General features: G+C 62.4%; 19 protein-coding genes and 1 pseudogene. 12 read left to right on the forward strand and 8 right to left on the reverse strand.

The features are described from left to right. The coding region (gene hsdR / locus MKK67_RS19490; protein ID WP_243968459.1) for a type I restriction-modification system endonuclease at positions 1-1,957 on the reverse strand (1,957 nt) is incomplete at its 3' end. Positions 1,958-2,316: 359 nt separating this feature from the next. Next, entirely contained in the window at positions 2,317-2,595 is a 279-nt protein-coding gene (locus MKK67_RS19495) for a hypothetical protein (protein WP_243968461.1), read from the reverse strand. Between the two features lie 657 nt (positions 2,596-3,252). On the opposite strand from MKK67_RS19495, the gene MKK67_RS19500 reads away from it, so the two are divergent. Both MKK67_RS19500 and MKK67_RS19505 read left to right on the forward strand, forming a co-directional pair. Further along, the gene (locus tag MKK67_RS19500; protein ID WP_243968463.1) at positions 3,253-3,636 is read left to right on the forward strand and encodes a hypothetical protein; all 384 of its coding nucleotides are present in this window, start codon (positions 3,253-3,255) and stop codon (positions 3,634-3,636) included. A gap of 90 nt (positions 3,637-3,726) precedes the next feature. Beyond that, the gene (locus tag MKK67_RS19505; protein ID WP_243968465.1) at positions 3,727-4,776 is read left to right on the forward strand and encodes a hypothetical protein; all 1,050 of its coding nucleotides are present in this window, start codon (positions 3,727-3,729) and stop codon (positions 4,774-4,776) included. 6 nt (positions 4,777-4,782) lie between these two features. Here MKK67_RS19505 and MKK67_RS19510 read toward each other — a convergent pair whose 3' ends face one another. The 5 genes from MKK67_RS19510 to MKK67_RS19530 all read right to left on the reverse strand — a co-directional run bounded on the left by MKK67_RS19510 (position 4,783) and on the right by MKK67_RS19530 (position 13,299). Continuing rightward, positions 4,783-4,983 (reverse strand): hypothetical protein, encoded by a 201-nt coding sequence (locus MKK67_RS19510; protein WP_243968467.1) that lies wholly within the window; start codon positions 4,981-4,983, stop codon positions 4,783-4,785. Further along, positions 4,980-5,612: a recombinase family protein gene (locus MKK67_RS19515; protein WP_243968469.1), complete on the reverse strand. Its 633-nt coding sequence runs from the start codon at positions 5,610-5,612 to the stop codon at positions 4,980-4,982. The genes MKK67_RS19510 and MKK67_RS19515 overlap by 4 nt, the downstream gene beginning before the upstream one ends. Positions 5,613-7,889: 2,277 nt before the next feature. Beyond that, positions 7,890-9,317 carry a hypothetical protein gene (locus tag MKK67_RS19520; RefSeq protein WP_243968472.1) on the reverse strand — a complete coding sequence of 476 codons (1,428 nt, stop codon included), beginning with the start codon at positions 9,315-9,317 and terminating at the stop codon, positions 7,890-7,892. Between the two features lie 686 nt (positions 9,318-10,003). Next, complete coding sequence (locus tag MKK67_RS19525; protein ID WP_243968474.1) at positions 10,004-11,179, reverse strand: hypothetical protein; 1,176 nt, start codon at positions 11,177-11,179, stop codon at positions 10,004-10,006. Positions 11,180-11,721: 542 nt separating this feature from the next. After that, positions 11,722-13,299, reverse strand: a complete 1,578-nt coding sequence (locus tag MKK67_RS19530) for a hypothetical protein (RefSeq protein WP_243968476.1) — start codon at positions 13,297-13,299, stop codon at positions 11,722-11,724. Positions 13,300-13,381: 82 nt separating this feature from the next. On the opposite strand from MKK67_RS19530, the gene MKK67_RS19535 reads away from it, so the two are divergent. The 5 genes from MKK67_RS19535 to MKK67_RS19555 all read left to right on the forward strand — a co-directional run bounded on the left by MKK67_RS19535 (position 13,382) and on the right by MKK67_RS19555 (position 18,528). Continuing rightward, complete coding sequence (locus MKK67_RS19535; RefSeq protein WP_243968478.1) at positions 13,382-14,026, forward strand: hypothetical protein; 645 nt, start codon at positions 13,382-13,384, stop codon at positions 14,024-14,026. A 535-nt stretch (positions 14,027-14,561) separates the two neighbouring features. Next, positions 14,562-15,734, forward strand: a complete 1,173-nt coding sequence (locus tag MKK67_RS19540) for a tyrosine-type recombinase/integrase (protein WP_243968480.1) — start codon at positions 14,562-14,564, stop codon at positions 15,732-15,734. Positions 15,735-16,109: 375 nt separating this feature from the next. Continuing rightward, positions 16,110-17,429, forward strand: coding sequence for an O-antigen ligase family protein (locus MKK67_RS19545; protein WP_243968482.1), 1,320 nt, complete (start codon positions 16,110-16,112; stop codon positions 17,427-17,429). Positions 17,430-17,511: 82 nt separating this feature from the next. Further along, complete coding sequence (locus MKK67_RS19550; RefSeq protein WP_243968484.1) at positions 17,512-17,703, forward strand: hypothetical protein; 192 nt, start codon at positions 17,512-17,514, stop codon at positions 17,701-17,703. Positions 17,704-17,772: 69 nt separating this feature from the next. Next, positions 17,773-18,528, forward strand: coding sequence for a glycosyltransferase family 25 protein (locus MKK67_RS19555; protein WP_243968486.1), 756 nt, complete (start codon positions 17,773-17,775; stop codon positions 18,526-18,528). Positions 18,529-18,772: 244 nt separating this feature from the next. Here the strand turns inward: MKK67_RS19555 and MKK67_RS19560 are convergent, their stop codons facing one another. Next, positions 18,773-19,462, reverse strand: a complete 690-nt coding sequence (locus tag MKK67_RS19560) for a class I SAM-dependent methyltransferase (protein ID WP_243968488.1) — start codon at positions 19,460-19,462, stop codon at positions 18,773-18,775. Between the two features lie 483 nt (positions 19,463-19,945). On the opposite strand from MKK67_RS19560, the gene MKK67_RS19565 reads away from it, so the two are divergent. From MKK67_RS19565 to MKK67_RS19585, 5 genes and pseudogenes are all read left to right on the forward strand, one after another. Then, positions 19,946-21,628 carry a hypothetical protein gene (locus tag MKK67_RS19565; RefSeq protein WP_243968490.1) on the forward strand — a complete coding sequence of 561 codons (1,683 nt, stop codon included), beginning with the start codon at positions 19,946-19,948 and terminating at the stop codon, positions 21,626-21,628. Then, entirely contained in the window at positions 21,625-22,026 is a 402-nt protein-coding gene (locus MKK67_RS19570) for a DCC1-like thiol-disulfide oxidoreductase family protein (protein ID WP_243968492.1), read from the forward strand. The genes MKK67_RS19565 and MKK67_RS19570 overlap by 4 nt, the downstream gene beginning before the upstream one ends. Positions 22,027-22,491: 465 nt before the next feature. After that, a pseudogene (locus MKK67_RS19575) lies at positions 22,492-23,254 on the forward strand (LamB/YcsF family protein). Beyond that, positions 23,251-23,982, forward strand: coding sequence for a 5-oxoprolinase subunit B family protein (locus MKK67_RS19580; protein WP_243968494.1), 732 nt, complete (start codon positions 23,251-23,253; stop codon positions 23,980-23,982). Before MKK67_RS19575 ends, MKK67_RS19580 begins: the two are co-directional and overlap by 4 nt. Continuing rightward, the gene (locus MKK67_RS19585) at positions 23,979-24,995 is read left to right on the forward strand and encodes a biotin-dependent carboxyltransferase family protein (protein ID WP_243968497.1); all 1,017 of its coding nucleotides are present in this window, start codon (positions 23,979-23,981) and stop codon (positions 24,993-24,995) included. The genes MKK67_RS19580 and MKK67_RS19585 overlap by 4 nt, the downstream gene beginning before the upstream one ends. The last annotated feature ends 101 nt before the right edge of the window (positions 24,996-25,096 follow it).

Below are 25,096 nucleotides of genomic sequence, written 5' to 3' on the forward strand. Positions count from 1 at the left end.
TGCCGTAGCGCGCCAACGCGGTCTCAATCCGGACGGGCGGCTCATGGTCGTTGAGATGGCCGTCGATCACCGCGTCCCGGTACGAGTAGGTGAAGATCGGCTCGCCAAAGATCTCGGTGGTGTGCAGCGCGGGCGTGGCGGTCAGGCCGATTTTCACCGCGTCGAAGTAGTCGAGCACGCGCCGGTACTTCGAGACGTAGTCGGCCTCGTCGCGGAAGCTCAACTCGGCGTCGGAGAGTTCGCGGTCGAGCAGGTAGCCACGGTGGCATTCGTCTACTACGATCAGATCATATTGGTCGATGGCGGGGGCCTGCGCCGGGTCGTCGGTGAGCAGGACGCGCTTCACCAACCCTTGGATCGTGCAGATGTGCAGCTTCGTGTCGGCGTCGGGCACTACGTCTCTGAGACCCTTCAAACCGAAGATGTCAGAGAAGGTCTTGCCGGTAACAACCTTTGTGGTCGAGAATTCGCCCTCGGTCTGGTCGCCCAGCGCCGAGCGGTCCACGACGAAGCAGACGCGGTGGAAGCGCTTGGTCGAGAGCAGGCGGTACAGTAGCGCGATGGCGAGCTTGGTCTTGCCTGAGCCGGTCGCCATCGCCACCAGCATCGTGCGCTGATCCGCCTCAAGGCTCTCTTCGACCTTAGCGACGGCCGCCTTCTGGTAGTCGCGTAACGGGAAGCCGAACACCATCGGCTGGTCCTTGAGCGCCTGGGTCGCCGCCTCGACATCAACGCTGAGCTTGCCTAGCAGGCCCTCCGGCGTTGGCCAGTCCACGAGCGCGCGGCGCAGGTTGGACGGACGGCGCACGTCGCGGAACCACACGCCGCTCTGCGTCTCGATCTGTCTAAGGTACACGCGGCCGTTGGCGGCGAACACGAAGGGCACCCGGTAAGCGTGCGGCCCGTCCTGCCACGGCGCGCCATCGACGAGGGTGATCTCGCCAGTCTCCTGGATGTCGCGGGCGTAACGCTCCGCCTGATCGATGGCGCTCGACACGCTGATGTTCTTGCGTTTGGCCTCGACCACCCCGACCGGCGTTAAGCCAACGAACAGCGCGTAGTCGGCCCGTCCTTTGACGATGGGCCACTCGGCAATGGCCATGTTGCGGCCTTTAACGGGCCGGGTGCCCTCGCTCCAGCGCAACCGCTGCGTGTCGGCCTCCCAGCCGTTGTCTTTAAGCTGCCTGTCAATCAGAGCGCGGGTGTCGGCCTCGTCGAGGTCGATCTTCTCGGCCGCCTTCTCGCCGGATATGACGAGGGCCTGAAGGGTCGCAACAGGGGTCTTTTCTGCCTGAGACTGAAGGGCCACGAGCCTGGAGGCCAACTCGGCCTTCTCGATCTCGCCTTCTTGGGCGAGCGCCTCCCAGACTGCTCGATCCTCGCTCTCGCGACGCAGGCGCTCAGACAGGCTCTCACGCTCACGCGCCTCTTGCTCGGCGAGAAGCCGGGCTGCCTCTGCTGCGCCCTCGCTATTGGCGAGGCTCAACCGCAGTGCGGCGATCTCCTCGCGCAGGGTCGCGGAAGCATCGACCGGCGGTGGCGGCGGCAGAAACGGGCCGGGCTTGAAGTCGGGCTGCTTGCCGTAAGTGCGGTGGAACCAGATCGCGATCTGACGGGCGAATTTTAGGCCCGACAGCGCCTCGGCGTGCGTGCCTTTGACCTCATGGGCCGCGTCATTTCCGAGCTTACGCAGGCCGTGGAACAGGTCCGCGGTCTCGTGGGGCAGGACACGCTCGTAGGACAGGCGCGACAGAATGGACTCAAAGCTGTCGCGACGCTCGGGCTGGTACAGGCCCTGGCGGGCGGCGATCTCCTTGGCCAGGAGTTCGGCGAACTGCCGCAGCTTGATAAGGGCCGTCGAGGGATCAGTTCGGAAATAGCTCTCCGCGAGCGCGGGCAGCGCCTCAAGGTTTTGCCCGTACCCTCCCATGAAGCCGAAGTTGGCGGTGCTGGCCATCGCGCCCTATTGCCGATCCCGATTGGTTGGCACCGTAGGCAACCCATGGCGGCCCCTTCAACGTGTGGTTGGTGCTGCTTGTGCGATTGACGGGCAAGCGAGGCTTCTCTGTAACGGTGGTGGGCAACCCGCCATTTCAGTACGCACACCCGCCATGCGTCGTTCGCTGAGCGGGCGCACTTTGCTCCGGTGACTATGGTGCCGATGCGACGCTGTGACGAGGTTTCTATTGTCAGCGAGGACGGCGTAGAAGTGGGGCCAAGGCTCCACCATGCGCAAGCCGCGTTCGCCGCCCAGGTGGCGCGCGAGGCGGCGCTTACCGTTGTTGCCCGCGCCGCTGAGTGCGACTGCGATCTTTTTTAGCCGACCCGCATTTTGAACCAGAAAGCTTCGTACCAATCAGAAAAGATGAACATTGGTGCCGCGGGTAGCTCGTCGTGATTGGCACTCGTATCAATCCGCCAAGCCCAAAGGTGCCCGGCTTTGTGATCGACATGCTTGCGGCACCACTTCTCGCCCTCGTCCAGCAAGCGCTGCATAGGGCCCGGCTCAAGCCGAACGGCATGCCCGCCAGGGATCGTCCACACGGGATCGCCGGGCTGCCTCGCTGCCTGCGCTTCAGCTTCGATGCCAGCCATGAGCCGGTCCAAGAATGCCGGGCGCATCATTGCCGCACCTCCTGTAGGCCGCGTCGTGCGATCAGCGCCTTGTGACCACCCCGTCGGTCTAGCTCGCCGCAGACCAGCGACAGATCGTAGTCCCCGCAGTCAGTCAGCCCTTCCGTTGACCCGAGGGCACGGAGCATGTGGTCTCGTACATCGCGGCCGAGGACGCATGGCGGGAATGGCGTGAGCCGCACGCCATGGACGTCGGCGTAGGTGAGTTCGGAAACCGAGCCAAGGTACACGATACCCAACAGATTGGCAGTCCAAACCCCCTGAGATACCCCCTCGGATTGTACGACGAATGCCGGCATCCAAGCCGCGTAGGACCACATCTCGCCCCAGCGCTCATCGGCCCGCTGTCGGTGGTCGCACGCTCGCGTTGCGGCGCGTCGGATGCGGTGGACCTCATCGTATAGCTCGCCGGGCGCTCCGCATGCCCGTGTGACGGCTTCGACGCGCCGCAGCCGGTGCGACGTCAGGCACCCATCGGTCCAGGTACCCAGCCCATCAGCGATGCGTCGAGCCCGGTAGCGCCGGCAGCGATCGCACGCGGGTGATCCACACCACACTCGACGTCCCGTCGCTATCTGTGTTCCGCAAGTTTCGAGTTTCGTCCGCAGATGGTTATTCGTGTACTCAGACTTCAAAATTCGTTGTGTCAAGCCCGTCATAAATATCCTTGATGATGCGGAAAGTGTCTTAGGATACTTACCTTCCGCTCAGAAGGACATTTATATCATGAAAATACGAGATATCATAAACGTCGTTGATATCGACAGTTGCCCGGCGGATGTATTCATTGCCATGCTTCGAGATATGCAAGCAATGCCAGAGATCGAGACTCTGGCTGATCGCGAGGCGTTCATGGCGATCATGTACGGCGACGAGGCCGAGGATCTGCGGATTGAGCAACAGCGCGAGGATCTGCGAAAAACCCGTGCCCAGGCCGACAAACTGCGAGCAGATGCCGACCGCGCCCGTGCAGAAGCCGATGCACGGCGTGCCGGCGGATGATGACATATAAAACCGATCCTTTCGGGGCCGGGTTGTTGTGCTGAGCAGTTAGGATATGAAGTCGGTCAAGAACCGTCGCGAGAGGTTTTCATGTCTGCCAAAGAACCGCACTATGCAGTTAAGTTTGCTGAACGATACGGGTCAGCCACGGATGCCTATCTAAATGCTCAAACGGCTCTAGCGCGGTTAGAAGAACTGATTGAGGACGCAACTGATCTCAAGGGCAATTTCGACAAATGGGTCCCAACAGATACACGATGGGCTCCGTGGGTTGGCGGTGAAATTATTTCTTATTACTGGGTAGGATTTGTGACATGTCTTGAATGGCATGCACGATCCAGGTTGGTCGATTTACTTACATTCAAGCCTTCAGCCGCTAAAACAGACGATCTAAGGGTTATCAAAGAAAAAGTAGTCATCGAAATGTTCGCTGCGAATGTGACTTTGCCATCAATCGTCGGCGCCGTCACTAACGTGTCAAATTTTGATGATTACATGAATATCTTTTCTAGAATTTTCAAGTCATTTGATGAAAATACGAATGCTTGGGATGCGCTTAAAGCTCAACGTCAAAATACAGGCGCACCGTGGGTGGATGAAAGTGAGTTTGATGATCTTGTCAACCTGTACTTTTCGCGCAATGATCTGGTGCATGAGATAGGCATTACTAGGTTAGGTCATATTAACGTCAGGGATCGGTTAGATCCAGATGAGGCTATCAGACTCGGGAAACTTGTGCAGCGTACTATGCTTGCCATAGAAGCTTTGATCACAGCTAAACTGCCTCCGGAATTTCCTAACCTTTTAGACTCATCAGGTAACCCTACGGATGTACTGGTTCGGATAGAGCAAGAAATAGTAAAATATGAGGATAGAATTGGTCGTTTGACGACTGCTTTTACGGACAGTCCAGTAGATAAAGATGAAAATTGGGAGCCGGCGAAATCAGCTTCTGCGGAATATATCATCAAAGAAAAGACATTTCTTGATAATGCCCAGATTTTACATAATCGGTATGTGGAAATGCGCGAGCCTCTGAAACTTGCTCTCGTTAGGGCAAGGCATGCTTATTTGAAACAAGTTGTTGACATGGTTGGTGAAGTTTGGGATGTGGACGATGCGTCGGGAGGAAATCCTTAGCAAAATTCAGAAGACGGGCACCAACCGCATCAACTGATTGCCCCGACCAATCGCCCGATGTCCCGCGTTGTACGTCGTATCTCGGGTCCGTAGGTAATACCCCAGCGTGTGGTACGTCGGATCGTAGACTCGGGTGGTGTCGCCTTCTTCGCGCAGGTGGGCGACAACGCGGCCCTGGTGATCCCGGATCGTCGTGGTGCTGCTCATGCCGCCCACCGTGCAAGGGCAGCCTCAGCCTCGGCCCTGTTGTCCCGGATGCGATAGATTGTCTGCCGCGTCAGACTCGTGGCCTTGGCGATCGCCTGGACGGCCTCGCCCATTTCGAGACGGGCAACGACGTCGCTGAACTGCGATCGGCTATAGGAGGGCTTGCGGCCGAGGTAGGCGTCATCTCGCTCCTTGGCATAGGCGATGCCGGCTTTTTGCGCTTCTCGTGTTGCCTCGGCCTGGGCCTGCGCAGTTGCGGCCATGAAGCCAATCAGCGCGTCCCGGACAGCCATCTGTACGGGATCAGTGGTGCTGCCGTCGAACGTCATCCCATTGATGACGGTCTTAACAATGACGCCGCGGTCCATGAACTCACGGATCACCGACGTCACATCCTGGTAGTTGCGGCCGAGCCTGTCGACCCAACGACACAAAAGCACGTCGCCTGCCCGAAGCATGTCGAACAGGCGCCGGCCCTGCGGGCGTTCGGCCAGGACAGTCGAGACGCCCGAAACCCCTTCATCCGATACAACCACATCGATCTTGAAGCCTGCGGCCTCAGCCTGCTTACGCTGGTGTGCGATCGTCTGATCGGCAACACTCACGCGGGCGTAGAGGACGGTCTGCATCGGGCTAATTCTCGTCCGTTGATACGATGTCCGTATAGATGCATGTACGTTAGAGGAAAGCAACCCATACGGACGCTATTTCTCGACAGAACACCGTGTACGCTACGGCATACCCCTACCGACAAACGTGCCCATGCGTGAGGTGCAGGTTTTGAAAGGTCGTTCATGCGCGAGGACATCGACGATCCGCTTGCGCGTCTACGTGAACTAAGCAGTGATACCTACAAGCCCCCACCTGCTCCAACGATCGATTTCGACAAGGAACCGCTATTCGCCGCACTCTCGCGTGCGACCCTGGAAGGTCCTGAGTACGAGCTTCTACCTGGGTTGTTCCTTCGACCTACATACGCTCATATTTTTGCCCCCCCAATGGTCGCCGTAGCCGCTCCACCACGATCAGAGAGCCATAACCCGGGTCCCTGGTATGCTCTACAGAACGAATACGCAGCCGAAACCGCTCAGATACAGGTCTCGCTCGCAGTAGGAGCGCGGCCCCTCGGCATGCCAAGACTTGAAATTCTGAAGCTGACCGTGGCTGCAATTCGACTTGTCTCAAGCCAACCAGTTTGTTTGCCAATCTTGGCGAATGTACCTTTCGAGGAAGCCCGTCAGCCGTCTGGACCAGTTCATGTTTGGAGGTTCGAGCGGCCACTGGCCATTTCCGGTCAGCCTGTAAATCTTACCCCGTCGTTCAATAAGTCGCTGGCTGGCTTCCTCCCCAATCTTACCGTGGTCCAGTCAGATCCAGACCTAGAGCGAGCCTTCATCTTGGCTGATGGCCTTTGGTGGCTTCCGACCCCCGAAGCACAGTTGATTACGATCTGGACTGTCATCGAAATGTTGATGCGGCCTGGGCGTCGAGATACCACAAAGAGCCTCGCTCGGGCGGTTCGCGCATACGTCGGCCGAGATCGAGCATCCGGCGATCGCTTGTACCAGGACGTTGCCCGGCTTTATCGGGCAAGAGGAAGCTCCGTGCATGCCGGCCTGGGAGCGACAATGTACGACGTACGCGACTCGTACATGATCCTGCGCGAGATCCTACTTCGCGCGTTTCTCTCTCGGCAGAGGCCCCCCAGGCCTGCGGACATTACCCCACTTTGGTGATGCCTCCGTAGTAGCTCACGTTCCAAATCCCAAGATCAGCCGATAGGAATAACTTCCCGGGTGATCTGGAACATCCCGCATGGGCAAGTTCATGCCGGTACGATTGCAGCAGCGTAGTGTGCCAGTACAGGCACACATAATCAGCTTGCGTATTCGTCGACATCGTATTGCTTTTGATCTCATTGACACTTTGCAATCGTTCTTATGGAATGCAAGCGAAGCAAGGAGACTTTGAATGTCAAACGACGCTTATGACGATGATCCTTTTGATGATCCTGTTCGCGAATTGAAAGTACAGTTCGCGCTTGTGTTTGTGGGTTGTTTGATATCGAATGGATGTTCGTTCGAGGTATAGGAGGCTTCGAAGATACGGAATTGGGAATGACAAACTACATCATTTTCCTGGTTCATGGAGGAAAATTCAATTTTATCGGGTTTATACTGAAAGCCCTTATACCAACTGGTGGTTTTGGATGGTTAATCGGCATGCTTGCGATATTCGGGCGCATGGCCTTTAAGCTTTTCACCCACAGATAGGTCCCGGCATACATGAGGTGGTACTGCCGAAATACTTCGGCAGCATCAATGCTCCGTTGGCCAATCGTACGGCGTGACGGCTAGCAGCTTCTCGACGCGGGCACGCACCAGAACCGCAGCCTCGGGGTGCCGACTACCGTCAGACGCCCCGCCGAGAGGGTGACGACGACTTCCGCGGGCCATGCTCTGATCACAACCGCGTCGTGCTCGTCGTCGTAGCGGTAGCGTTAGGAGACACCCTCGGCGGGGCCATCCGCGCTCCAGTCCGCCAGCAGGTTTAGGATGCGCTCCCGCCACGCGGGATCGACAGGGGTGAGCGGTACGAAACCGGGAGCGTGCGTGCATCCAAGCTATCCGATCGCGCTAGCCTGCCAAACAATTCCACCTGGGAGCAGCCCGAGGCATAGCGAGAGCCTGTCGGCCCCCGCCACTTGCGCCTGTAGCTCGTGTTCCCGGCTGGTAGCCTCGTCGAAGACGCGGGCGAGTCGCGCGCGGGTCGCCACCTCGCCCACTAGACGGTCAGCGCGTTCGCATTCTTCGACCCGCTCAGAACGCTCTGGTTCGACGTCCGCGCGAAGCTCCGCGGCCCGGGTTTCCAGCGCTTGGATCTGGATTGGGAGAGCCGCTGCCATCTCATGCCGATGGCTGGTGCGCACTGGCTACTTTCCGCGGCCGACCTCGGCCTCGATAGGTCCCCGCCTCCATCTTCTTAGCTTGGTCCTCAGTACGCCGACGACGCCCGCGTTCGACCTCTGCAAGGCGAAGACGCTCAGCGCGCTCGTCCGCCGTCTCGTTAATTGTGGCATTCTCGGATTTCCTGGCGCGCCCCGCACTCTTGCGCTTGACGTCCATGACGCCAGCTTCGAACACCGGCACCAGCATCACGTCGGTGAAGCCACCTGCAAGCATTCGGGCTCGCAGGCGCTCAGCCTGCCCGTCATCGTAGACGTGAATTTCGTAGCGCCCACTGTATTCCGGGTCTCGGATTGCGCCACGAGTAACCATCTGGAAAATGTCCTCGTCTTCGCGAGCCGCGCGGACGGCTTCGCGGTCGAGGTTTAGAGCCTCAATGAGCGCCGTGTCAGCGGGTGTGGCTTTGCACGAGTAGACGACGGCGCACTCCTCGAACTCGCGCAGAACGTTCGTTCCAGCGGTCTTAGGCCTGACCTCCAGTCCGGCGAACCGATGTCGCAGGTACGGCGCCGCCATCTGGTTCGCTGTCCAGTAGCCCTGAAAATTTATGGTACTGAGGTGCTGCGCGATAGCCGCGATGCAGGCGCTGCCTTCGCTCCTCTCCCACCAATTCGTAGAGCCCGAATGGCGGGTGTAGTAGCGGATCTCAATCTGCGGCTGACCGATGCGCCGATTGCCCACGGGAACCGTGTTGATGTGAACGCCACCTGCCCGGCGTGTGGCGTAGTCGAGCAGGCTTCCGGTGTACCCCGTTGCGGCGATTGTCACAGAGCGAGCACCTTGAAGCTCGGCCAGCGTCCAGATCGATCGCCACCGGACGCGACGCTTCGAGACCCCAGCGTCCGCCCAGACGGCGATATTGACCTCGACGATGCGGCCGCGCGAGGCAGCCAACCGGTGCAATTCGACGAGTTCGCGACCGACATCGCCTCGCACCTGCCGGATACCGACGCGCTGGACGTCCTTGCGAGGAGCCAGCCTGTACCATCCGTCTTCGCTGCTCGGGACGAGGTCGTAAAATGCCGCGAGGGCGGGCCAAGAGGCGCCGAGACCAATCTCGCCGGACATGATCGCCGTATCAATGATCTCGTCGACGCAGACGTGCCAGCCCGCGATGTCGCTCCGCTCCAAGCCAAGCAACCCAGCGTGCGTCGTGACGATGATCGTGTGCGGGCTCGCGGCTCGTGCCAGGGCATCTCGCAGGCGGCGATCGACGCCCGAGCGGTTCCGGGGCTGATCAGAATGAATAGTCTCAATCGTCAGGGTCTTGCCATGGGCCGCTGCCAGTTCCCGGAGGTGTGCTGCATGTTCCTCCGTAAGATCGATCCGCGGCGTCGCCAGAACGTAGAGCGCGGGCGCAGCGACCATCTCCCGGTTCCGTCTTGATGACTTCCCGCAGCCGGGCGCTCCAGTGTAGTTCGTGAAGGTAGTCTCGCCCACTTGTGGTGGGCGATCGATGAAAGAAAAATCCGTCCGGTGCATGTCTCTTAAATGAAAACGTGGATCGATTAAATCTAACACGTCATGCAAGGGCAGCGTATATCAATGAATTATTGACTTGTAAGAAGGCGCGAAGCGCTCGCGCGCCGTGTTTGTCGGGTACGGGCTTTGCCCGTGCCCGCGAGGACGAGTGCGCACAGCGGCGGGACGCGGTACGCGTCTCCGCCCTGTTCGAAAGCTAATCCGTCATGCCGGGATCAATCCCGCGGCGGCGCAGCTTGCGCCGCAACGGGATCTCAAGCCGCATCGCTTGTCACGACCGGGGCTGCTGCCCCGATCGGTCTGCGCTCGCGGCGGCGCCCGGGGCGAGTTGAATTCAGCAGTCCGATTCCCTGTCTGGATCTCGCCTCCTTCGTCCAACTCGTTCCCTCGTCGAGATCCCCCCTCTTCGATGACACGCGCTGCGCGCGCTTGAGGTACGCAACGGACGAAATTCTCGTCGTCCAAGTTACTGTGGTGTTTCGACTATCGTGCACCCGACGCCCCAAGTAAATGAGCCATGCTCGTGAGCCGAAGCGCTCGCACGTACTTTCAAGAATGTTGTGGAATACCCATTAGGATTCACGAGATCTGTAGTCCGCCACTGCCGAGCGCACCCGTGGCCGAAGCACGTTGACAAAGGTATTCACTCGTTCGGCAAGCCAAGCGAAGGCAATTCGTCTTACATCCGCTTGATCCAGGAAGCCTGTACTCAAGGTATCTGTTACTGTGTCGCGACCGTCTCGCGTGCTCGTCAATTTGGCCGTACCACCTAGCAGCAACCGAATGTCATCCCATTGTTCCGCAACGGCCTGCATAGCATACGATCCGGCGGTGTTCCGATGAGAGGACAGGAAAAGACCAATCTCGCGCCGATTAAAATCTCGGTAGACGGTTAGCCACGACGAGCCACTTGGCGCCGGCATCATGAACCCGAGGTAGCCTTGGCGGGCGGGCCTCGGGATCTGTTGCTCGGGATCGTCGAGCTTGAGAACTTGCAAAAATTCCGACCAAAAACGTTGCTGAGCGTCGGACAAAGCGGTTCGCTCAGGATCCGCGATCGAGCTTTCGGAGCTTAGATCTTCTTGGCTTCGGACCATGTACCCTTCAGGAACATCGATCACGGTTCTAATCACGTTAACAGTGCGAGCGAGAACGCGTGGTACAACGATGCGGTCGCCACTAGGTAGCACATAGAAAGGCAACTCGACGAGGCCCATCGTAAAATGCAAACCAGCATGGTCTTGGAGATACTCGGCTATAGCCTCGACTCCCTCGCGGATGCCGTCGCCAACGATCAGCAACAGAAATCGGCCGCGCCGCAGGTTCGCAGTCAGCGCATCATTGAATGCCGTTTCATCCACTAAAGGGTATTGGGCTTGTACGCGTTCGAGCAGAGGGTTTTTCGAATGCCCGAGCCTCTGCCTAACGACCCTTTGGAGGTCGGCGGATGACCACCGGCAGAGTTCCTTGGCGTAATCGAGGATCTGCGCAACGACCTCGCGTCGCCCTTCCGGATTTTTCCAAAGCTTGCACTCTACTATTACGGGTAGACCAGTAGAAGTTACGAGAAGGTTGTCGATCAATCCTGCTGACGTGCTCAGTTCCGTGCAGATCGGAATTGGGTCGGCAAAGATCGGATCGATCTCTCTGATAGGCAGTACGGCCGGATGCGCTTGGACCAGCGCCTGAATGTCAGCCTCGCTGAGCCTTCGATTCGGATCATCTTGCCTCAGCGGCAATAGTGGCACAGCACCACCGCCGCTAGAAGTTAGAAGAAGCGGTACGCATTGTTGTCTTGTCAAGGCTACCTCTACCAGCGCGTTAGAACGCAGCGCCTGACTTGTTAGAGCTACGACGTTGCTGTGCTGCTATCGACTACAAAGGCGAAGAAGCTTCTACTCCCTCGCGGCATTGAGCGTCATCTCCTGAGAGAACCGTTCCATCGTTTCGGTGAGAAGGCGCCGGGCAACCGGCTCACCAGGAGTCGCTCGGGCATGCTCCTCCATCAAGCGTTGAAGGAAGATCTGAGCCGCGGCCTTCCTGCTCGTTTTCGCGCTCCGCCGAACATGAACCCAGCCCCGCCGGAACCTCACCCACCAAACGTCACCCCGCGGATTTACGCCCTGCGGCGCACTACCCTCGCGCCGAACGGCGCAGAGGAACAGACTGGCATGGATCAAAAAACCCTGGAGCGAACGTGCGCGCGCACGCGCGAGCCGCCTCCAGCGTCAGACGCAGGACGGGAACGTGGCCATCAACGCCTCCTGGAATTTGGAGAACATTCAGCAAGCTAATGTCGCATCGCATCGAACTCGGGCGGCGCATTCATATCTGTCAGCGTCGTAGAAGCCGCAGGCGCCCCGGTCTCCACACTGCTGAAGCGATACTCATTCGCCATTCGGCCACGCCGAAATTCCAAAGGTGCACGTGTGCCGCGCGCAGAAAGCAACCCGCGCAACTGCTTACCGAAAGCGTCAGCAGTCAACTCGCCCTTCGAACCGAGATTGATCGCCGCGTAGTGCTTGTAGCAGTAAAGGTACAAGTCCGTGGCCCGGATCCAGCCGTTGGCATCCTTGCGCCGTGCGTAAGCCGAATCAGTCGGAGCAAAATTGTCGAGCCATTGTTCGACGGGCCCACGGAGACGTGTTGCTTCCTGCCGGTCTCGCAGCTTGGCCGCGAAGCCCAATCTGTCGATCGGGCGTGACCCCCATGGATCGACCGAGCGCCAAATCATGATCATGTCCGCGTGATCGAGCGCTGTAATTGCCGCGGGGTCGGCCGGCGTCTCTCGCGCATGGAGTTCTGCGAATCGTCTCATCGAGTACGTGTCGGGCATTATTTCCCAAATGCGATGGTGCGTAGACCCGACGATCGTCGCGTTGTTAGAAACAATGCCAATGTTTCCGGTGCCGAGGGTGCGATTCACCCATTCTTGTTGCGTGATGCAGCGCCGGAATTGGCCTCGCTGCTTGGCGGCCGACTCGTCGACGTCGTCCAAATTGATGACATATCTGTCCCACACCGCCCTGGTCCGACTGTCTAGCATCTCGTCGAGCTTGATGTTCACGCATAGTGTGGCCAGTGGGCGGAACAGTGCCTTGATGAACTCCGACTTGCCAGAGCCACCTGTGCTGCTGTGAATCATCAACACCAGATGGTGGTCGATCGGTTCGCCCAACAGCTTGCGCTTAACTTGGTGCATGATTGTCAGGATGACAGCCGCAGAAAAATCTGGGTCGTCGTCGAGTCTCTGGCGGCAAAGGTCTACCAGTGCCTTTCTACCTTGCTCCTCTTCTTCGGCTGATACTGAAGCGCCTACACGGCTGATCGTAGTGAAAACCTGTCTGGCGTCGACTCGCCGTTGGTCAATCTGCCAGTCGGCAAATACGGCAGAGGCGAGCCACAGCGGAATTTTTTGGCCGTCGCGCCTAGCTTCGATGGTCAAGGCCCGCAGAACACGATCCATTGTCAGTGACTGTCGTCCGACGTTCCAAAGCGGGTCCACTGGGTTGATTTGGTCGCGTCGCCAGGAAATGCGCTGATCGTAGGTGCAGCAGACGCGCTCGCGCTTGAGCCAATCAAGGATGTAGTCTTCTTCCTCGGAGCCTACCACGCCGAGGTCGGCGCCCGGCGCGTGGTCCACGGCATCCACGCCGTCCGCAGGCTCCACGCCGTCCGCACGCTCCACGCCGTCCGCACGCTCCACGCCGCTGACGGCTGCCGATGACGCGAGGCCCTTAGCGGCGAGCCCTTCTTTGCGCAGATACTCGTGCAGATCTTCCCAGGCATGGCGTTGGCCGCTCAATGCGGCCGCAGACTGATCAGGCAAGCGTCCGGCCTTCTCGGCGGTCAATCCCTTCGTCTTCACCAGACTCCTCCTCTTCACGTCGGATATCCTGTTGACGACGTGTCGTGGTTTCGCATACATGGCGGAGTCGGCGGAGGCAAGCATGAGCGTGGAAAAAATCGATTCGGACGAGATGCGGCGGTTGTTGGAAGGTTTGATCGGTGCGCTCGATGTGTTTCGCGGCCACAGCGCGCGGATATCGGTCGCTCAGATCCAAGCTGCCCTGCTCACGGCTTTGATGACCATGGACGTAGAGCAAGGCGATCGACTGCCAACCGTGGCTGACATCGCCCAGCACCTCGGCCTAACTCCGTCCGGAGCCAGCCGCCTTATGGGTCATCTCAGCGAGCCGCTTTCCGATGGCCGGGCTTCTCTAGTCATGAGCGATCGTGGTCCGATGGGCATGCGCTCAGGAGCGTTCGTCCTATCCGACGAGGGCCGCAAGGCGGTGGTGCGCGCAGTCGAAGCGCTCACCGGTCGTACGGTTGAGAATTTTACGACCCACGACTTTTTATCTTTTGCTGTAGCGCGTCATGGTCAGAAGCAGTCGGGCGACCTGGAAGTGACACCAATAGGGTCTCGTATACTTTTACTACGCCCTCATCGCGATGCGCTGGCGCGAGAAATTCTCGACTGGTGCACCGATAACCTGAGCGCCAAGCCAGACATTAAGATGACCGACAAGGGTGTCGAGATCACTTTCGAGACCGGGGATCAAGCATCGGCGTTCAGGCTTGTGTGGGGCTGATGCGATATTTGTTTATAAGCAAATCACTCGTCCGCCACTATAGGTCTCCTTTCCCCCTTTTCGTCTTACTCTCTCGTATCGAAACCCGAGTACATTTCAATAATATAACTCTGGAGAATTCTCGATGTTATGACCCATCCGGGTCTGATCGCGCTGTTACGTACGGTCGAACCTTCAAGCCTGAACATGATCGATTTCGACCCCCTGCAACAAGAGACTTGGCCTTTTCTTCTTACAGTTGTGCAAGTCGCGGCCATTATCGGCTGCGACATTTCCAAGGTCTACGACATGCTGCGGATGCCGCCAGATAGAGGAGGGATCGTGCCTCGCCTGATGGGTGACGGGCCGCGTCCCCGGAAACGCGTCCACCGCGATGATCTGATCCTGTGGCTGCAACGGCTCCCAGATTCTCCCCCACAGCCCGCGTCCTTCGTCCCGCTTGGTCGTCCCGGCAGACCAAAGGCTGCGGCTCACAATGCTCCGCGGAGCTTCGCGGAGCGATTCGGCCGAAGAAAACACTAGAGGAGATCACGAGATGGCGTTCTACCAGCACGGGCGATGGTACACAGAGTTCAAGGCCGGCGATTATCGCGAGACCAAGCCCACCGATATCATTGCTAACACACCGGCAGGAAAATCGAAGGCCAAAAAGATCCAGGCGGAACGCAAGGCGCTTTTCAAAGCCCTGGCCGCTGAGGTCGAGAAGCTTAACGTTCGCGACAAGCGCGGGAAGATCGTGGACCAGCCGGTCTGCGACGCGTTCTCGGCATACTGGGAGAACCATGCTCAGCACGCTAGAGGCGCGAAAAACATCTTCCGCGAGTTGGCCTACGCCGAGGCGTTCTTCGGCCCGGAGATGCCGATCAGCCATATCGACGCTGAGGCAATGATTAGGCTTCGCGAGAAGCGCCGCCGCGACACGTCTAAGCGAACGAAGAGACCGACTCCGATCTCAAACCGGGCCGTGAACATCACGTGCGAAGCGGTCAAGTTCGCGCTGGCGTGGCTTCGGAAGAACGGGCGGACGGTGTGCGAGATTGACTGGAGCGTGGTGCTCCTGGAGGTCCAGGACCGAGTGACTGAGTTCAAGCCGTCCCACGAGGCGGTGGTGCTGAATGAGTTCCGGCCGGACTATCTCCCATGCCTTCTCTTCATGCTGGAGTGCGGCTCTCGGAAGGCTCAAGCGGTCAGCCTACAGTGGACGGACGTGAACTGGGAGTCGTGGTCGATCACCCTCAAGAAGCAGAAGAAGCGCGGATCCCGCCGGTCCCCGAAGCCGCACCTGATCCCAATCAGTAAGGAGATCGAGGCACTCCTCCTCGCCCAGACCGACCCCGACACGCGCGAGCCCTACCACCCCGAGTTCGTGTGGACCTATGTGGCCGAGAGGACGCGAACAGAGGTCAAGTCAGGCCGGGAGATCGTCGCGGGCCAGCGCTACCCGATCACCTACGAGGGCCTGTCAAGCTACTGGGTGCGGTTCAAGGCGAACCACGGCTTCAAGGATGTCCGGATCCACGATCTGCGCCATGCGGCCGGGACTCGGATCTACCGACAGAGCAAAAACCCGCTCGCGACCCGAGACCTCCTGGGCCACTCGAACCTTTCCGTGACCGAGCGATATATGCACTCGACGCACGAGGACCTCCGCGAGGCGATGAACCGCCGGTTCGGAGACGGCGGAGCCCGCGTAAACTCACAACAATAGTCACAACAGGCCGTGCGATGCACATCTAAAGCGATAGAGAATAATGGTTATTTGCACTAGCACGTCTAGTTCCCAAGCTGAATGTCGTCGGTTCGATCCCGATCGCCCGCTCCACCTAACCGTCCCAAATTGTTATGGAAAAGTGCCTCCCGGAGGGCGCTGATCCGCTCCTCGATACCCGGTCAAACCCGGGTGGGGGGGCGTTTTCCCCGTGCATTCCCCCCTCAAAGTCCCGCTCACGGCCATGCTACCAGCCGGCCGAGCGGGCCGGCCTACCTCGTTTGGCGGAATCGGCCGGGCGGTGGGCTCGGTTAGAGTTCCCGTCTGTACGGAGCCGCTGGCGCGGAGCGCTCGGAAACTCTGGGGCTGGGTGCGATGGCGGTTCGGCGAGACATGGCGGGCTTCGGGCCGGGGGGGGCCGCGTTGGCGGCCTGGCTTCCGCTCGATGGCCCTGGCGACATCTCCGGCCGGCAGGCGGCCCGTCCCGCGCGGCGGCGCCGTCGCGCGGAGACACTTCCGCGGCTCGGGGCCTCGGCGATCCCCTGGATCCTGCTGATCATGCTGGCGCCGGTGAGCGGCGAGCAGGTCCAGCTTCCGGGGCTCGATAAGGCGATCTGGATGGGCGCCGATCTGGCGGCCCTCGCCTTCCTGGTCCTGCGGCGCGATCTCGCCAGCACCCTGTTCGGGAGCCGGCCGATCATCCTGCTCTGGCCCGCGCTCGCCATCCTGTCGGCGGCTTGGTCCCTGACCCCGGGCATCTCGGCCTATCATGGCCTCCAGCTGCTCGCCACGATCGTGGCCGGGATCGCCCTGCGCGCCACGGTGGGACTGTCCGGCGTCGTCCGGATCGTGTTTCTCGGGCTCCTGGGCGGCCAGATCCTGTCGGTCGTGCTGGGGGTGGCCGCGCCTGGCATGACCCGCGGCCTCAGCGGGGAATGGTCGGGGGTCTACTCGCACAAGAACGTGCTCGGGGGCCTGATGAGCCTCCAGCTGCTCTGCGCCGCCTCCCTGTTCCTGCAGGGCTGGAACCGGGTTCTGACGGGCGTGGCCTTCCTCGGGGCTCTGGCGCTGCTCGCCTCGTCCCATTCCGCGACCGCCCTGATGGCCGGCGTCCTCGGGCTTGCACCGCTCAGCGTCATCATGGCGTGGCGCCAGGGAAACCTGGTCACGGGCTTCTGCCTGGGCGTCGCCATCGCGCTCGCCGGCATCGGCGTCCTGGTCGGCGCGAGCTACGGGGCGGATCTGTCCGCCAGCCTGCTCTCCGATCTCGGCAAGGACACGACGCTCACCGGCCGCACGATCCTCTGGCAGTTCGGCATCGACCAGTTCTGGCGGGAGCCCGTCATCGGCATCGGCTACAAGGCCTATTGGGAGAGCCCGATCACGACCGCGCCCTACCTGCACTTCACCACGAAGCAGAAGGTCTGGTTCTTCCATAACAACTTCATCGACATCGCGGTCGCGTTCGGAACCGTCGGCCTGCTCGTCTTTTCTGGCGTGATGCTCGATACGGCGCGCCGGGTCATCCTGCACTTCGCCCGATCGCCGGGCTATATCGAGGCGTGGCCGATCCTGTTCCTGGCACAGCTCAGCGTCCTCATCTGTTTCGAATGCCCGCTCTTCGTGAATCACGGGCTGCATCAATTCTTGTTGGCGGCGATCCTACCGGTCCTGCGGACCCGGCCGGAGACCTGACGGCGCGCCGATCCGACACCGGTTCTCGAGGCTGCGCCGGCAAGATCTGTTTTGCACACGCATCCGGGCCAGGCGCTGGATTTTGCAAGAGAAGACCGCTTTTTGTGTTGACCGGATCCTGTCGCCGGCACGGCGTCAGCACGAAGACAATCGCATTTCAAACAATCCGACCCCAAACCTGCCGATTCGGCAGATCCGGATTGGAAACTATCGATACCGCATCGGCATACCGGTCGATACCGGACAGGCAATTTCGATGTATGATGATTACTGATTTTTCGCGCTAAAATATCTTGCAAAATTGTTAACTTCTGCACAATATCGTCCATCGAAGGTTGGTGCGATGTGCTGCATTGCAATATCCGTCCCGCGGTTCCGCGAGAGACATGCCTATATTACCCGGCATCTCCACACGATCTGGGGGCCGGACTTCGAGGTCCTGGGCATCGACGGGACGGTGGCCGGTCGGGACGCCGCGCCGGATTCCGGCCTGAGCCCAGGCCAGGTCGGTTGCGCCCTCTCCCACCTGGCGGCCTATGAGTCGATGATCGCCCGCAAGCTGCCCTGGGGGCTCATCGTCGCGGACGACGCGGTGCTTCCGCCCGACATCCACGACATCCTGGTTCGGGTCGAGGCGACCCTGCGCCGGGGCGACGTCGTCCTGCTCCACAATCGGCCGCAGCATCGCGCCGCGTTCAGCACCGTGGATGCGGTCTCGATCGGCGATTACCGGCTGTGCCTGCCGATGAGCATGGGCGGGCTCGGCGCGAATGCGGCCTACGTGATCACCCGGCAGGCGGCGGAAGGCATCCTGGCGGCGAACCGTCCGGTGGTTGCGGCCGCGAACGATTGGGGCTTCTTCTACCAGCGTCAGGCGATCAGCCGGGCACGGGTGATGTCACCGAACCCCGTCGCGCTCAAAGCCTTCGAAACCCCGATCTTCTCATCCGGATCGAAAGGCGGCCGCGGCCTCATGGCCGGCAGCCGATTGCTCCAGCCGCTCTGGGTCGCCAGCCGCAAATTCATGAGCGCGCGGATTACGGGCAAAACGACCTTCGTGGACGAAGCCTCGCCTTACGGGACCATGTCGCCGCAATAGCGGACAGAGCCGGTGAGAGTCTGGTTGACGCGTCTTTCCGACCCTCGACCTCATCCTGAGGAACCAGCGCCAGCGGGACTCAAAGGAGCCCTCCAGAGGCTACCGCGATCCCTGGCGGGCTCCTGCGAGGCCGAGCGATCTTCGATCGCCCGGCACCTCTGAGGGGAGTGATTCGGAGATCCGTGGCTCCGAACCGTCTTCCGACCGAGATCGAGACGTCAAACACGCTCTGAAACGCGCCGCCTCAGTTCAGCTTCTTGGTCAGCCGCAGGCAGAGGATGCCGGGCTTGTCCGAACCCGGAAACGGGTGCCGGTCGGTCAGGCTGCCGTAGACGTTGTGGTCGTCCCGGATCCCGAACACCTCGCTCCGCTCTACGGAAAACCCGTCGAACTTGTCGACGATGTCCAGGCCCAGCAGGTGCGGCTCGGTGACGGTCGGCGGATGGTTGATCTCGACGATCAGCAGGATCGTCCCGCCCGGTGCGCAGACACGCTTCAGCTCGCCGATCGTCTGGTCGACATCCTCGACGTGATCGAGGGCGTTGAACATGGTCACCACATCGAAGCGGCCGTTCGGGAACGGGATGCTCTCGCTCGGCGCCGCGACGTAGCGCATCTGATGGCGCCCGCGATTGAGCTTCACGTAGGAATCGGCCAGCGGGTCGAGGCCGACGCGCTCCAGGGCCTCGGTCGCCCATTCCAGGCTGCCGACCGGGCCGCAGCCCACGTCGAGAACCCGTTTGCCGGCGTAGAACCCTTGGTCCAGGCCGAAGAACGACGTGTAGAACGGGACCAGGTGGGCATTGTAGAAGCGCCCCTTCGACTTCCACAGGGTCTTGCGCCAGAAGGCTAGTTCCACGAGTTCCTTGATGGACGACCGCAGGGCAGGTCGATGGGCCAGAAACCGGCCCGCGCTCTGCTTGATGACCAGCATTCCGTATCCTCCTGCCTTGAAATCTCTTGGTTCCAAAAGTTTTGCGGGTGCGAAACCGGAGCGATCGTTTGCGATCGTCCGAGGCCGCCGTCGTCATGGTCAGCGGATCGCAAGCGTGATCGCGCATTCCCGACGCACATGGCCCGTCACTGACCATGAGAGCGTGCCGAGCCAATCTCGCAGGACTCCCCTCGGCCGCGCAGGCTATCCATTCGGATGAGCGCGGCGAGACTGACGAGGTAGCCCAAGCCAGCCGCGTGGCGGCCAGGAGCAATCCGTTTCGAAGCCGGATTTGCCGGAGCGGGGACATCGGCTCGAAGCACCCGCCGCAACCGAAAGGCGTACCCCGCCTCCTCCGACTTTGCCCGTGGGCCGGCCGCGAACCATGGCAATTTGGCTGCCGACATGCGGACGGGTCGGGACCGGCCCGACGGTCCAGCCGTCACGGCGTCCGCCGCGATCCCCTGGCAGCGAAGAGTGACGATGATCCGATCGCTTTCGAGTTCAGCTCCGAACGGAACGCTCTCGCTCCAGGAGGCCCGGCCGGCCGGCCCGGTCTCGTTCGCGGTCGTGCGGCCGTATCTCATCGTGCTCGCGCAGACCATCGCGCTGCTGATGGTGCTCAAGCTGTCCCGGGTCATCGACGAGCGGAACAACTTCTACATCATCGTGCTCCCGCTGCTGCTGTCCGCCGCGATGGTGCGCCGGACCTATGCCGCCTCCGACCGAGCCGCCATCCGGCTGCTGCAGCTGATCGGCGTGATCTCGGGGGCCTATGCGCTCGTTCACTACCCGCTCTTCCCGGTGGTCGAGCAGGGCTTCAAGGCGACGATGACGCTTTGGGCCATCGTGGTCCTCTGGGTCGCCGCCGTGGCGTCCGGGATCCTGTGCCTGCGCTGGCCGTCGCTCGGCGCCGTGGGAGCGTCATATCTGGTCTGGAGCAAGCTTGCCGTCATCCGGGTGACCGGGCTCTGGCACGGGCACATCATCGACGTCGTGCCCCTCGCCGAGGTCAGCTTCTGCCTGCTCGCCGGCCTCGCCATCATCGCGCTGACGGAGCGCGTGAGCGCCCGGCCGGGCCTGGGCGGCTCCGCGACGAGCGACACGGCGATCGCGAGCGCGCTGTTCTCCAAAATCCTGATCGCGGCGGCGATCAGCATCCATCTCGGGAACTACTATTCGTCCTTCCTGGCCAAGGTGACGCTGGATGCCGGCCCGACTTCCTGGCTGCTGACGAACGACCCCGGCAAGCTGTTCAGCGTCGGCCTCGACAACAACCACGTGTTCTACGCGAGCTGGTCCTGGCTGGTGGCGGGCATGCGGGCGATCCTGAGCCATGCCGGGCCGGTGACGAACGCGTTCATCCTGCTCGGACAGGGCGCGGCGCTGGTGGGCATCCTGATGCCGCGACGCTGGCTCGTGGTCCTGCTGCTCGGCTTCGACGCGATGCACCTGTCCATCGTGGCCGTCATGGGGGCCAACTTCGCCCCGTGGATCCTGCTGAACCTGGCGATCGGCGCCGTGGTGGTCAGCCGCCACTACCAGCGGCCGCCGCTCTTGGTCGGGCTCTTCTCGGTGCTGTTCATCCTCACCGACAACAGCTTCATGACCCAGGCGCGGCTCGGCTGGTACGACACCGCCGCGAACAACAAGATGTACTTCCAGGCGGTCGATAAGGACGGTGGCCGGCATTACGTCCCGACGAATTTCTTCACCTTCTACTCGTATCCCTTCGCCCACATGGCCTATGGGTCACCGGACGCCGAGACCGCCTTCGCCCTCGACAACCCGAATGGCGGAACCCAGGTCTACCGCAAGGTGCTGGCCTCGCAGACCTGCGACGTGCCGGTCCTGACCGCCCGGGACGAGGCCGGGCAGGAACTGTCCAAAAACGAGATCGACCGGCCCGCGGTGGACGCCTATATCCGCGGCTATCACGGCCTGGTCAGCCGGATCGCCGACACGCTCGGGTCGTTTCCCCACGCCTTCTATCCGCACCACTTCTTCGTGCCGCTCCAGCACGGCGCGAGCTTCGACGGCGTGCCCCTGCGCGATGTCGTCGCCTATATCTACCGCCGCGAATCCGTCTGTCTGAGCCTGCAGGACGGTCTGCCGGTCCGCCGGGTGGTGTCGGAAGCCGAGCACCGGATCGATCTGAAGCCATGACCGACGCTGCCCTCACGGTCGTCTATGACGGCGAATGCCCGTTCTGCAGCAACTACGTGCGCCTGATGGCTCTGCGCCGCTCGGTCGGCGCGGTGGCGCTGATCGATGCGCGGGAGGGCGGCCCCGTGGTCGAGGATCTTGCCCGGCGCGGCTATGACCTCAACAACGGCATGGTCGTGCGCCACGGCCAGACCCTGTATTACGGCGCGGATGCCCTCGTGCTGCTCTCGACCCTCAGCGAGGACCGGGGCGCGATCGGCCGAACCCTGGCGCGACTGCTGCGTGACCCGTCCCGCGCCCGCCTGCTCTATCCGGTGATGAAGCTCGGACGCCGCGCGACCCTCGCCCTGCTGGGCCGCAAGCTCATCGCGCAGGCGGATCCCGGGCTGCCTCGATAGGCGGACGGCTGCGGCGCTGGCGCAGGCGACAGGATTTGCCCAAGCGCGTTCGGCGACGGGCACTCGCCCTCCCCCGCAGAGGCTACGATGTTCACACATAGACTTGCGAAAGCCGCCACGCACCCCCTCTCCCGTGCGGGAGAGGGTTGGGGTGAGGGACCAGGTCTGTCCGGAAAGCGCGCATCCCTCACCCTGTCCCTCTCCCGCACGGGAGAGGGGACCCGCGCCACATCCGGGGATAGGTGAATCCGATAGTCCGCAGAGGGGAGAGGGAAAGCGCGCGTCACCGACCGTTGTCCTCTTCCGTCGAAGGTGCGTGGACATCGTTGCGCGCACAAGCAGCCTGCCGCACCTGTCGCGCCGCCGACACAGCGCTCTCGACTTCCGATCGTAGGCGGTGTGGAAAGAACCGATTCGGTCGCCATGCAATCCGGGCGGCGGCGCAGCAGGAAGGGGACGAGTCCGTTGGCCAGCGTGGACCTGAACTCCGATCTCGGCGAGGGCTACGGCGCCTACGCCTGCGGCGACGATGCCGCGATCCTCGGCATCGTCACCTCCGCCAACGTCGCCTGCGGCCTACATGCGGGCGATCCCGAGATCATGGCGAGCACCTTCGCGCTGGCGAAAGACCGCGGCGTGGCGGTCGGCGCCCATCCGGGCTTCCCCGATCTCTGGGGCTTCGGACGCCGCCGCATGCCGTTCACCCCGCCCGAGATCGAGCGGCTGGTCGCCTACCAGATCGGCGCCGCCCAGGCGCTCGCAACGTACGCCGGCCACCGAATCACCTACGTGAAGGCCCACGGGGCACTCGCCAACCTCGCCGCCGAGGATCGTGCGGTGGCCGACGCCATCGCCAAGGCGGTCCGGGCAGTCGACCGCGACCTGGCCCTGCTCGCCATCGCGCTCACCGCGCAAGTTGCGGCCGGCGAGGCTTGCGGCCTGGAAGTCCACCAGGAGATTTTCGCCGACCGCGGCTACACCGAAGAGGGGCTGCTGATCCCGCGCGACCAGCCCGGCGCCCTGATCACCGAGGCCGACGCGGCCGCCGAGCGGGTGCTGCGCATGGTTGAGGGCGGGGCGATCCTCACCGCGTCGGGCCAAGCGCTGCCGACCCCGATCCGCTCGATCTGCGTCCACGGCGATTCCGCCCACGCGGGCGCGCACCGCCCGGGCGGTGCGCGCCCGCCTGGAGGGCGCCGGCGTTACGCTGGCGCCATTCCGGACATGAGCGAGGGCGAGCCCCGGCTGCTCGATTCCGGCGAGGCGGCCCTGGTGGTGGAGTTCGGCAGCACCGTCGATCCCGCGATCAGCGACCGGGTCCTGGCGCTCGACGACGCCCTCGGCGTCGATCCGCCCGAGGGCCTGCGCGAGCGCGTGCCAACCTACCGCTCCCTGATGCTCCACTACGATCCGCTGGTGCTCGACCGGGAGGCGCTGGCCGCGCGGGTCCGGACGCTGGTCGCCGGGGCCGTGGCGCGGGCCGGCACGCCGACCCTGTGGACCCTGCCCTGCTGCTACGACGCCCCGCACGGGGAGGACATCGCCCAGGTCGCCGAGCGCACCGGCCTGTCCCCCGAGGCGATCGTGGCGACCCATGCCGGGGCCACCTACCGGGTCTACATGTACGGATTCGCGCCGGGCTTCGCCTATCTCGGCGGCTTGCCCAAGACCCTGGCGGTGCCCCGGCGCGCGAGCCCCCGGCCGCCGCATCCGCGCAATGCCGTGGTGATCGGCGGCGGTCTCGCCGCGGTGGCGACGGTACCGATGCCGACCGGCTGGTACGTCTTCGGCGCGACCCCGGCCCGGCTCTACGCCCCGGAGCGCGAAGAGAGTTTCTTCATCGGCGCCGGCGACCTGATCCGGTTCGAGCCGGTGGACGTCGCGACCTTCGACGCCCTGACGGCCCGGGAGGCGGCCGGCGAGCCTATCGCCCGCCGCGAAGAGGCCGTCCGATGACCGCCCTCGTCATCGAATCCGCCGGGCCCGGTGTCACGCTGCAGGATGGCGGCCGGCACGGCTACCTGCGCTACGGCATCACGGCGGCGGGTCCGATGGATCCGCTGATGCACGCCACCGCCAACCGGGCGGCGGGCAATCCCCTCGACGCCACCGCCATCGAGGTCTCCACCGGCGGCCTCACGGTCACGGCCGAGGGCGGGCCGCTCGGGATCGCCATGGTCTCCCGAAGCTTCCGGATCACCCTCGACGGGGCCGCCCTGCCTGACGCGGTCGCGCTGACCCTGGAGCCCGGCCGGACCCTGACGGTGCGCGCGGGCGCATCCGGCGCCTGGGGCTACTTGGCCGTGCAGGGACGCATCGACGTGGCGCCGGTCCTCGGATCGACCGCGACCCACACCCGCTCCGGCCTCGGCGGCCTGGATGGGCGGGGGCTGGCTGCCGGCGACCGCCTCCCGATCGCCGAGCCCCGCGCCGGCGAGGTCTCGCCGCACCGCCTGATCGTCCCCTGGCTCGACCGGAATCCCGAAACAATCCGGGTCGTGCTCGGCCCGCAGGACGATTATTTCGCCGCCGACCAGATCGATGCCTTCCTGGCCGGCCCCTGGACCGTCTCGCCCCGCGGCGACCGCATGGCCTGCTTCCTGGACGGGACGCCGCTCAAGCACGCCAAGGGCCACGACATCGTCTCCGACGGCGTGGCGATGGGGGCGATTCAGGTGCCCGGCAACGGCCTGCCGATCATCCTGATGGCCGACCGGCAATCCACCGGCGGCTATCCGAAGATCGCCACGGTGATCGGGCCGGATCTCGGGCGGCTCGCCCAGGCGCAGGGCGGGACGCGGTTGTCGTTTCGGAGCGTCACGGTTGCCGAGGCGGTGGCGGCCCGCCGGGCCGAGCGCGACGCCCTGCGGGATCCGGTGCCGCGCGATCCTGTGGTGCGCACGGATTTCGCCTCGGATTTCCTGCTCGCGCTCAACCTCGTCGATGGCGTCACCGACGGACGCGCCTGACAGTCTGCACGCAGGGGTAGTCCGCTGCGCCGCGCAACCGCGTAAGATGCCGGGCCGCCTGATTCCGGCGGCCAAGATTCCAACCAAGAGAAAGCCTTCCC

Source organism: Methylobacterium sp. J-072 (assembly GCF_022829425.1).
Lineage (GTDB): Bacteria > Pseudomonadota > Alphaproteobacteria > Rhizobiales > Beijerinckiaceae > Methylobacterium.

What these genes read in the sequence shown, in the direction of transcription:
- MKK67_RS19520 (WP_243968472.1), bottom strand. Translation starts at nt 9,317, where the DNA reads ATGGTCGCTGCGCCCGCGCTCTACGTTCTGGCGACGCCGCGGATCGAT.
- MKK67_RS19585 (WP_243968497.1), top strand. Translation starts at nt 23,979, where the DNA reads ATGACCGCCCTCGTCATCGAATCCGCCGGGCCCGGTGTCACGCTGCAG.
- MKK67_RS19515 (WP_243968469.1), bottom strand. Translation starts at nt 5,612, where the DNA reads ATGCAGACCGTCCTCTACGCCCGCGTGAGTGTTGCCGATCAGACGATC.
- MKK67_RS19505 (WP_243968465.1), top strand. Translation starts at nt 3,727, where the DNA reads ATGTCTGCCAAAGAACCGCACTATGCAGTTAAGTTTGCTGAACGATAC.
- MKK67_RS19580 (WP_243968494.1), top strand. Translation starts at nt 23,251, where the DNA reads ATGAGCGAGGGCGAGCCCCGGCTGCTCGATTCCGGCGAGGCGGCCCTG.
- MKK67_RS19495 (WP_243968461.1), bottom strand. Translation starts at nt 2,595, where the DNA reads ATGGCTGGCATCGAAGCTGAAGCGCAGGCAGCGAGGCAGCCCGGCGAT.
- MKK67_RS19535 (WP_243968478.1), top strand. Translation starts at nt 13,382, where the DNA reads ATGAGCGTGGAAAAAATCGATTCGGACGAGATGCGGCGGTTGTTGGAA.
- MKK67_RS19510 (WP_243968467.1), bottom strand. Translation starts at nt 4,983, where the DNA reads ATGAGCAGCACCACGACGATCCGGGATCACCAGGGCCGCGTTGTCGCC.
- MKK67_RS19565 (WP_243968490.1), top strand. Translation starts at nt 19,946, where the DNA reads ATGATCCGATCGCTTTCGAGTTCAGCTCCGAACGGAACGCTCTCGCTC.
- MKK67_RS19540 (WP_243968480.1), top strand. Translation starts at nt 14,562, where the DNA reads ATGGCGTTCTACCAGCACGGGCGATGGTACACAGAGTTCAAGGCCGGC.
- MKK67_RS19545 (WP_243968482.1), top strand. Translation starts at nt 16,110, where the DNA reads ATGGCGGTTCGGCGAGACATGGCGGGCTTCGGGCCGGGGGGGGCCGCG.
- MKK67_RS19555 (WP_243968486.1), top strand. Translation starts at nt 17,773, where the DNA reads ATGTGCTGCATTGCAATATCCGTCCCGCGGTTCCGCGAGAGACATGCC.
- MKK67_RS19560 (WP_243968488.1), bottom strand. Translation starts at nt 19,462, where the DNA reads ATGCTGGTCATCAAGCAGAGCGCGGGCCGGTTTCTGGCCCATCGACCT.
- MKK67_RS19570 (WP_243968492.1), top strand. Translation starts at nt 21,625, where the DNA reads ATGACCGACGCTGCCCTCACGGTCGTCTATGACGGCGAATGCCCGTTC.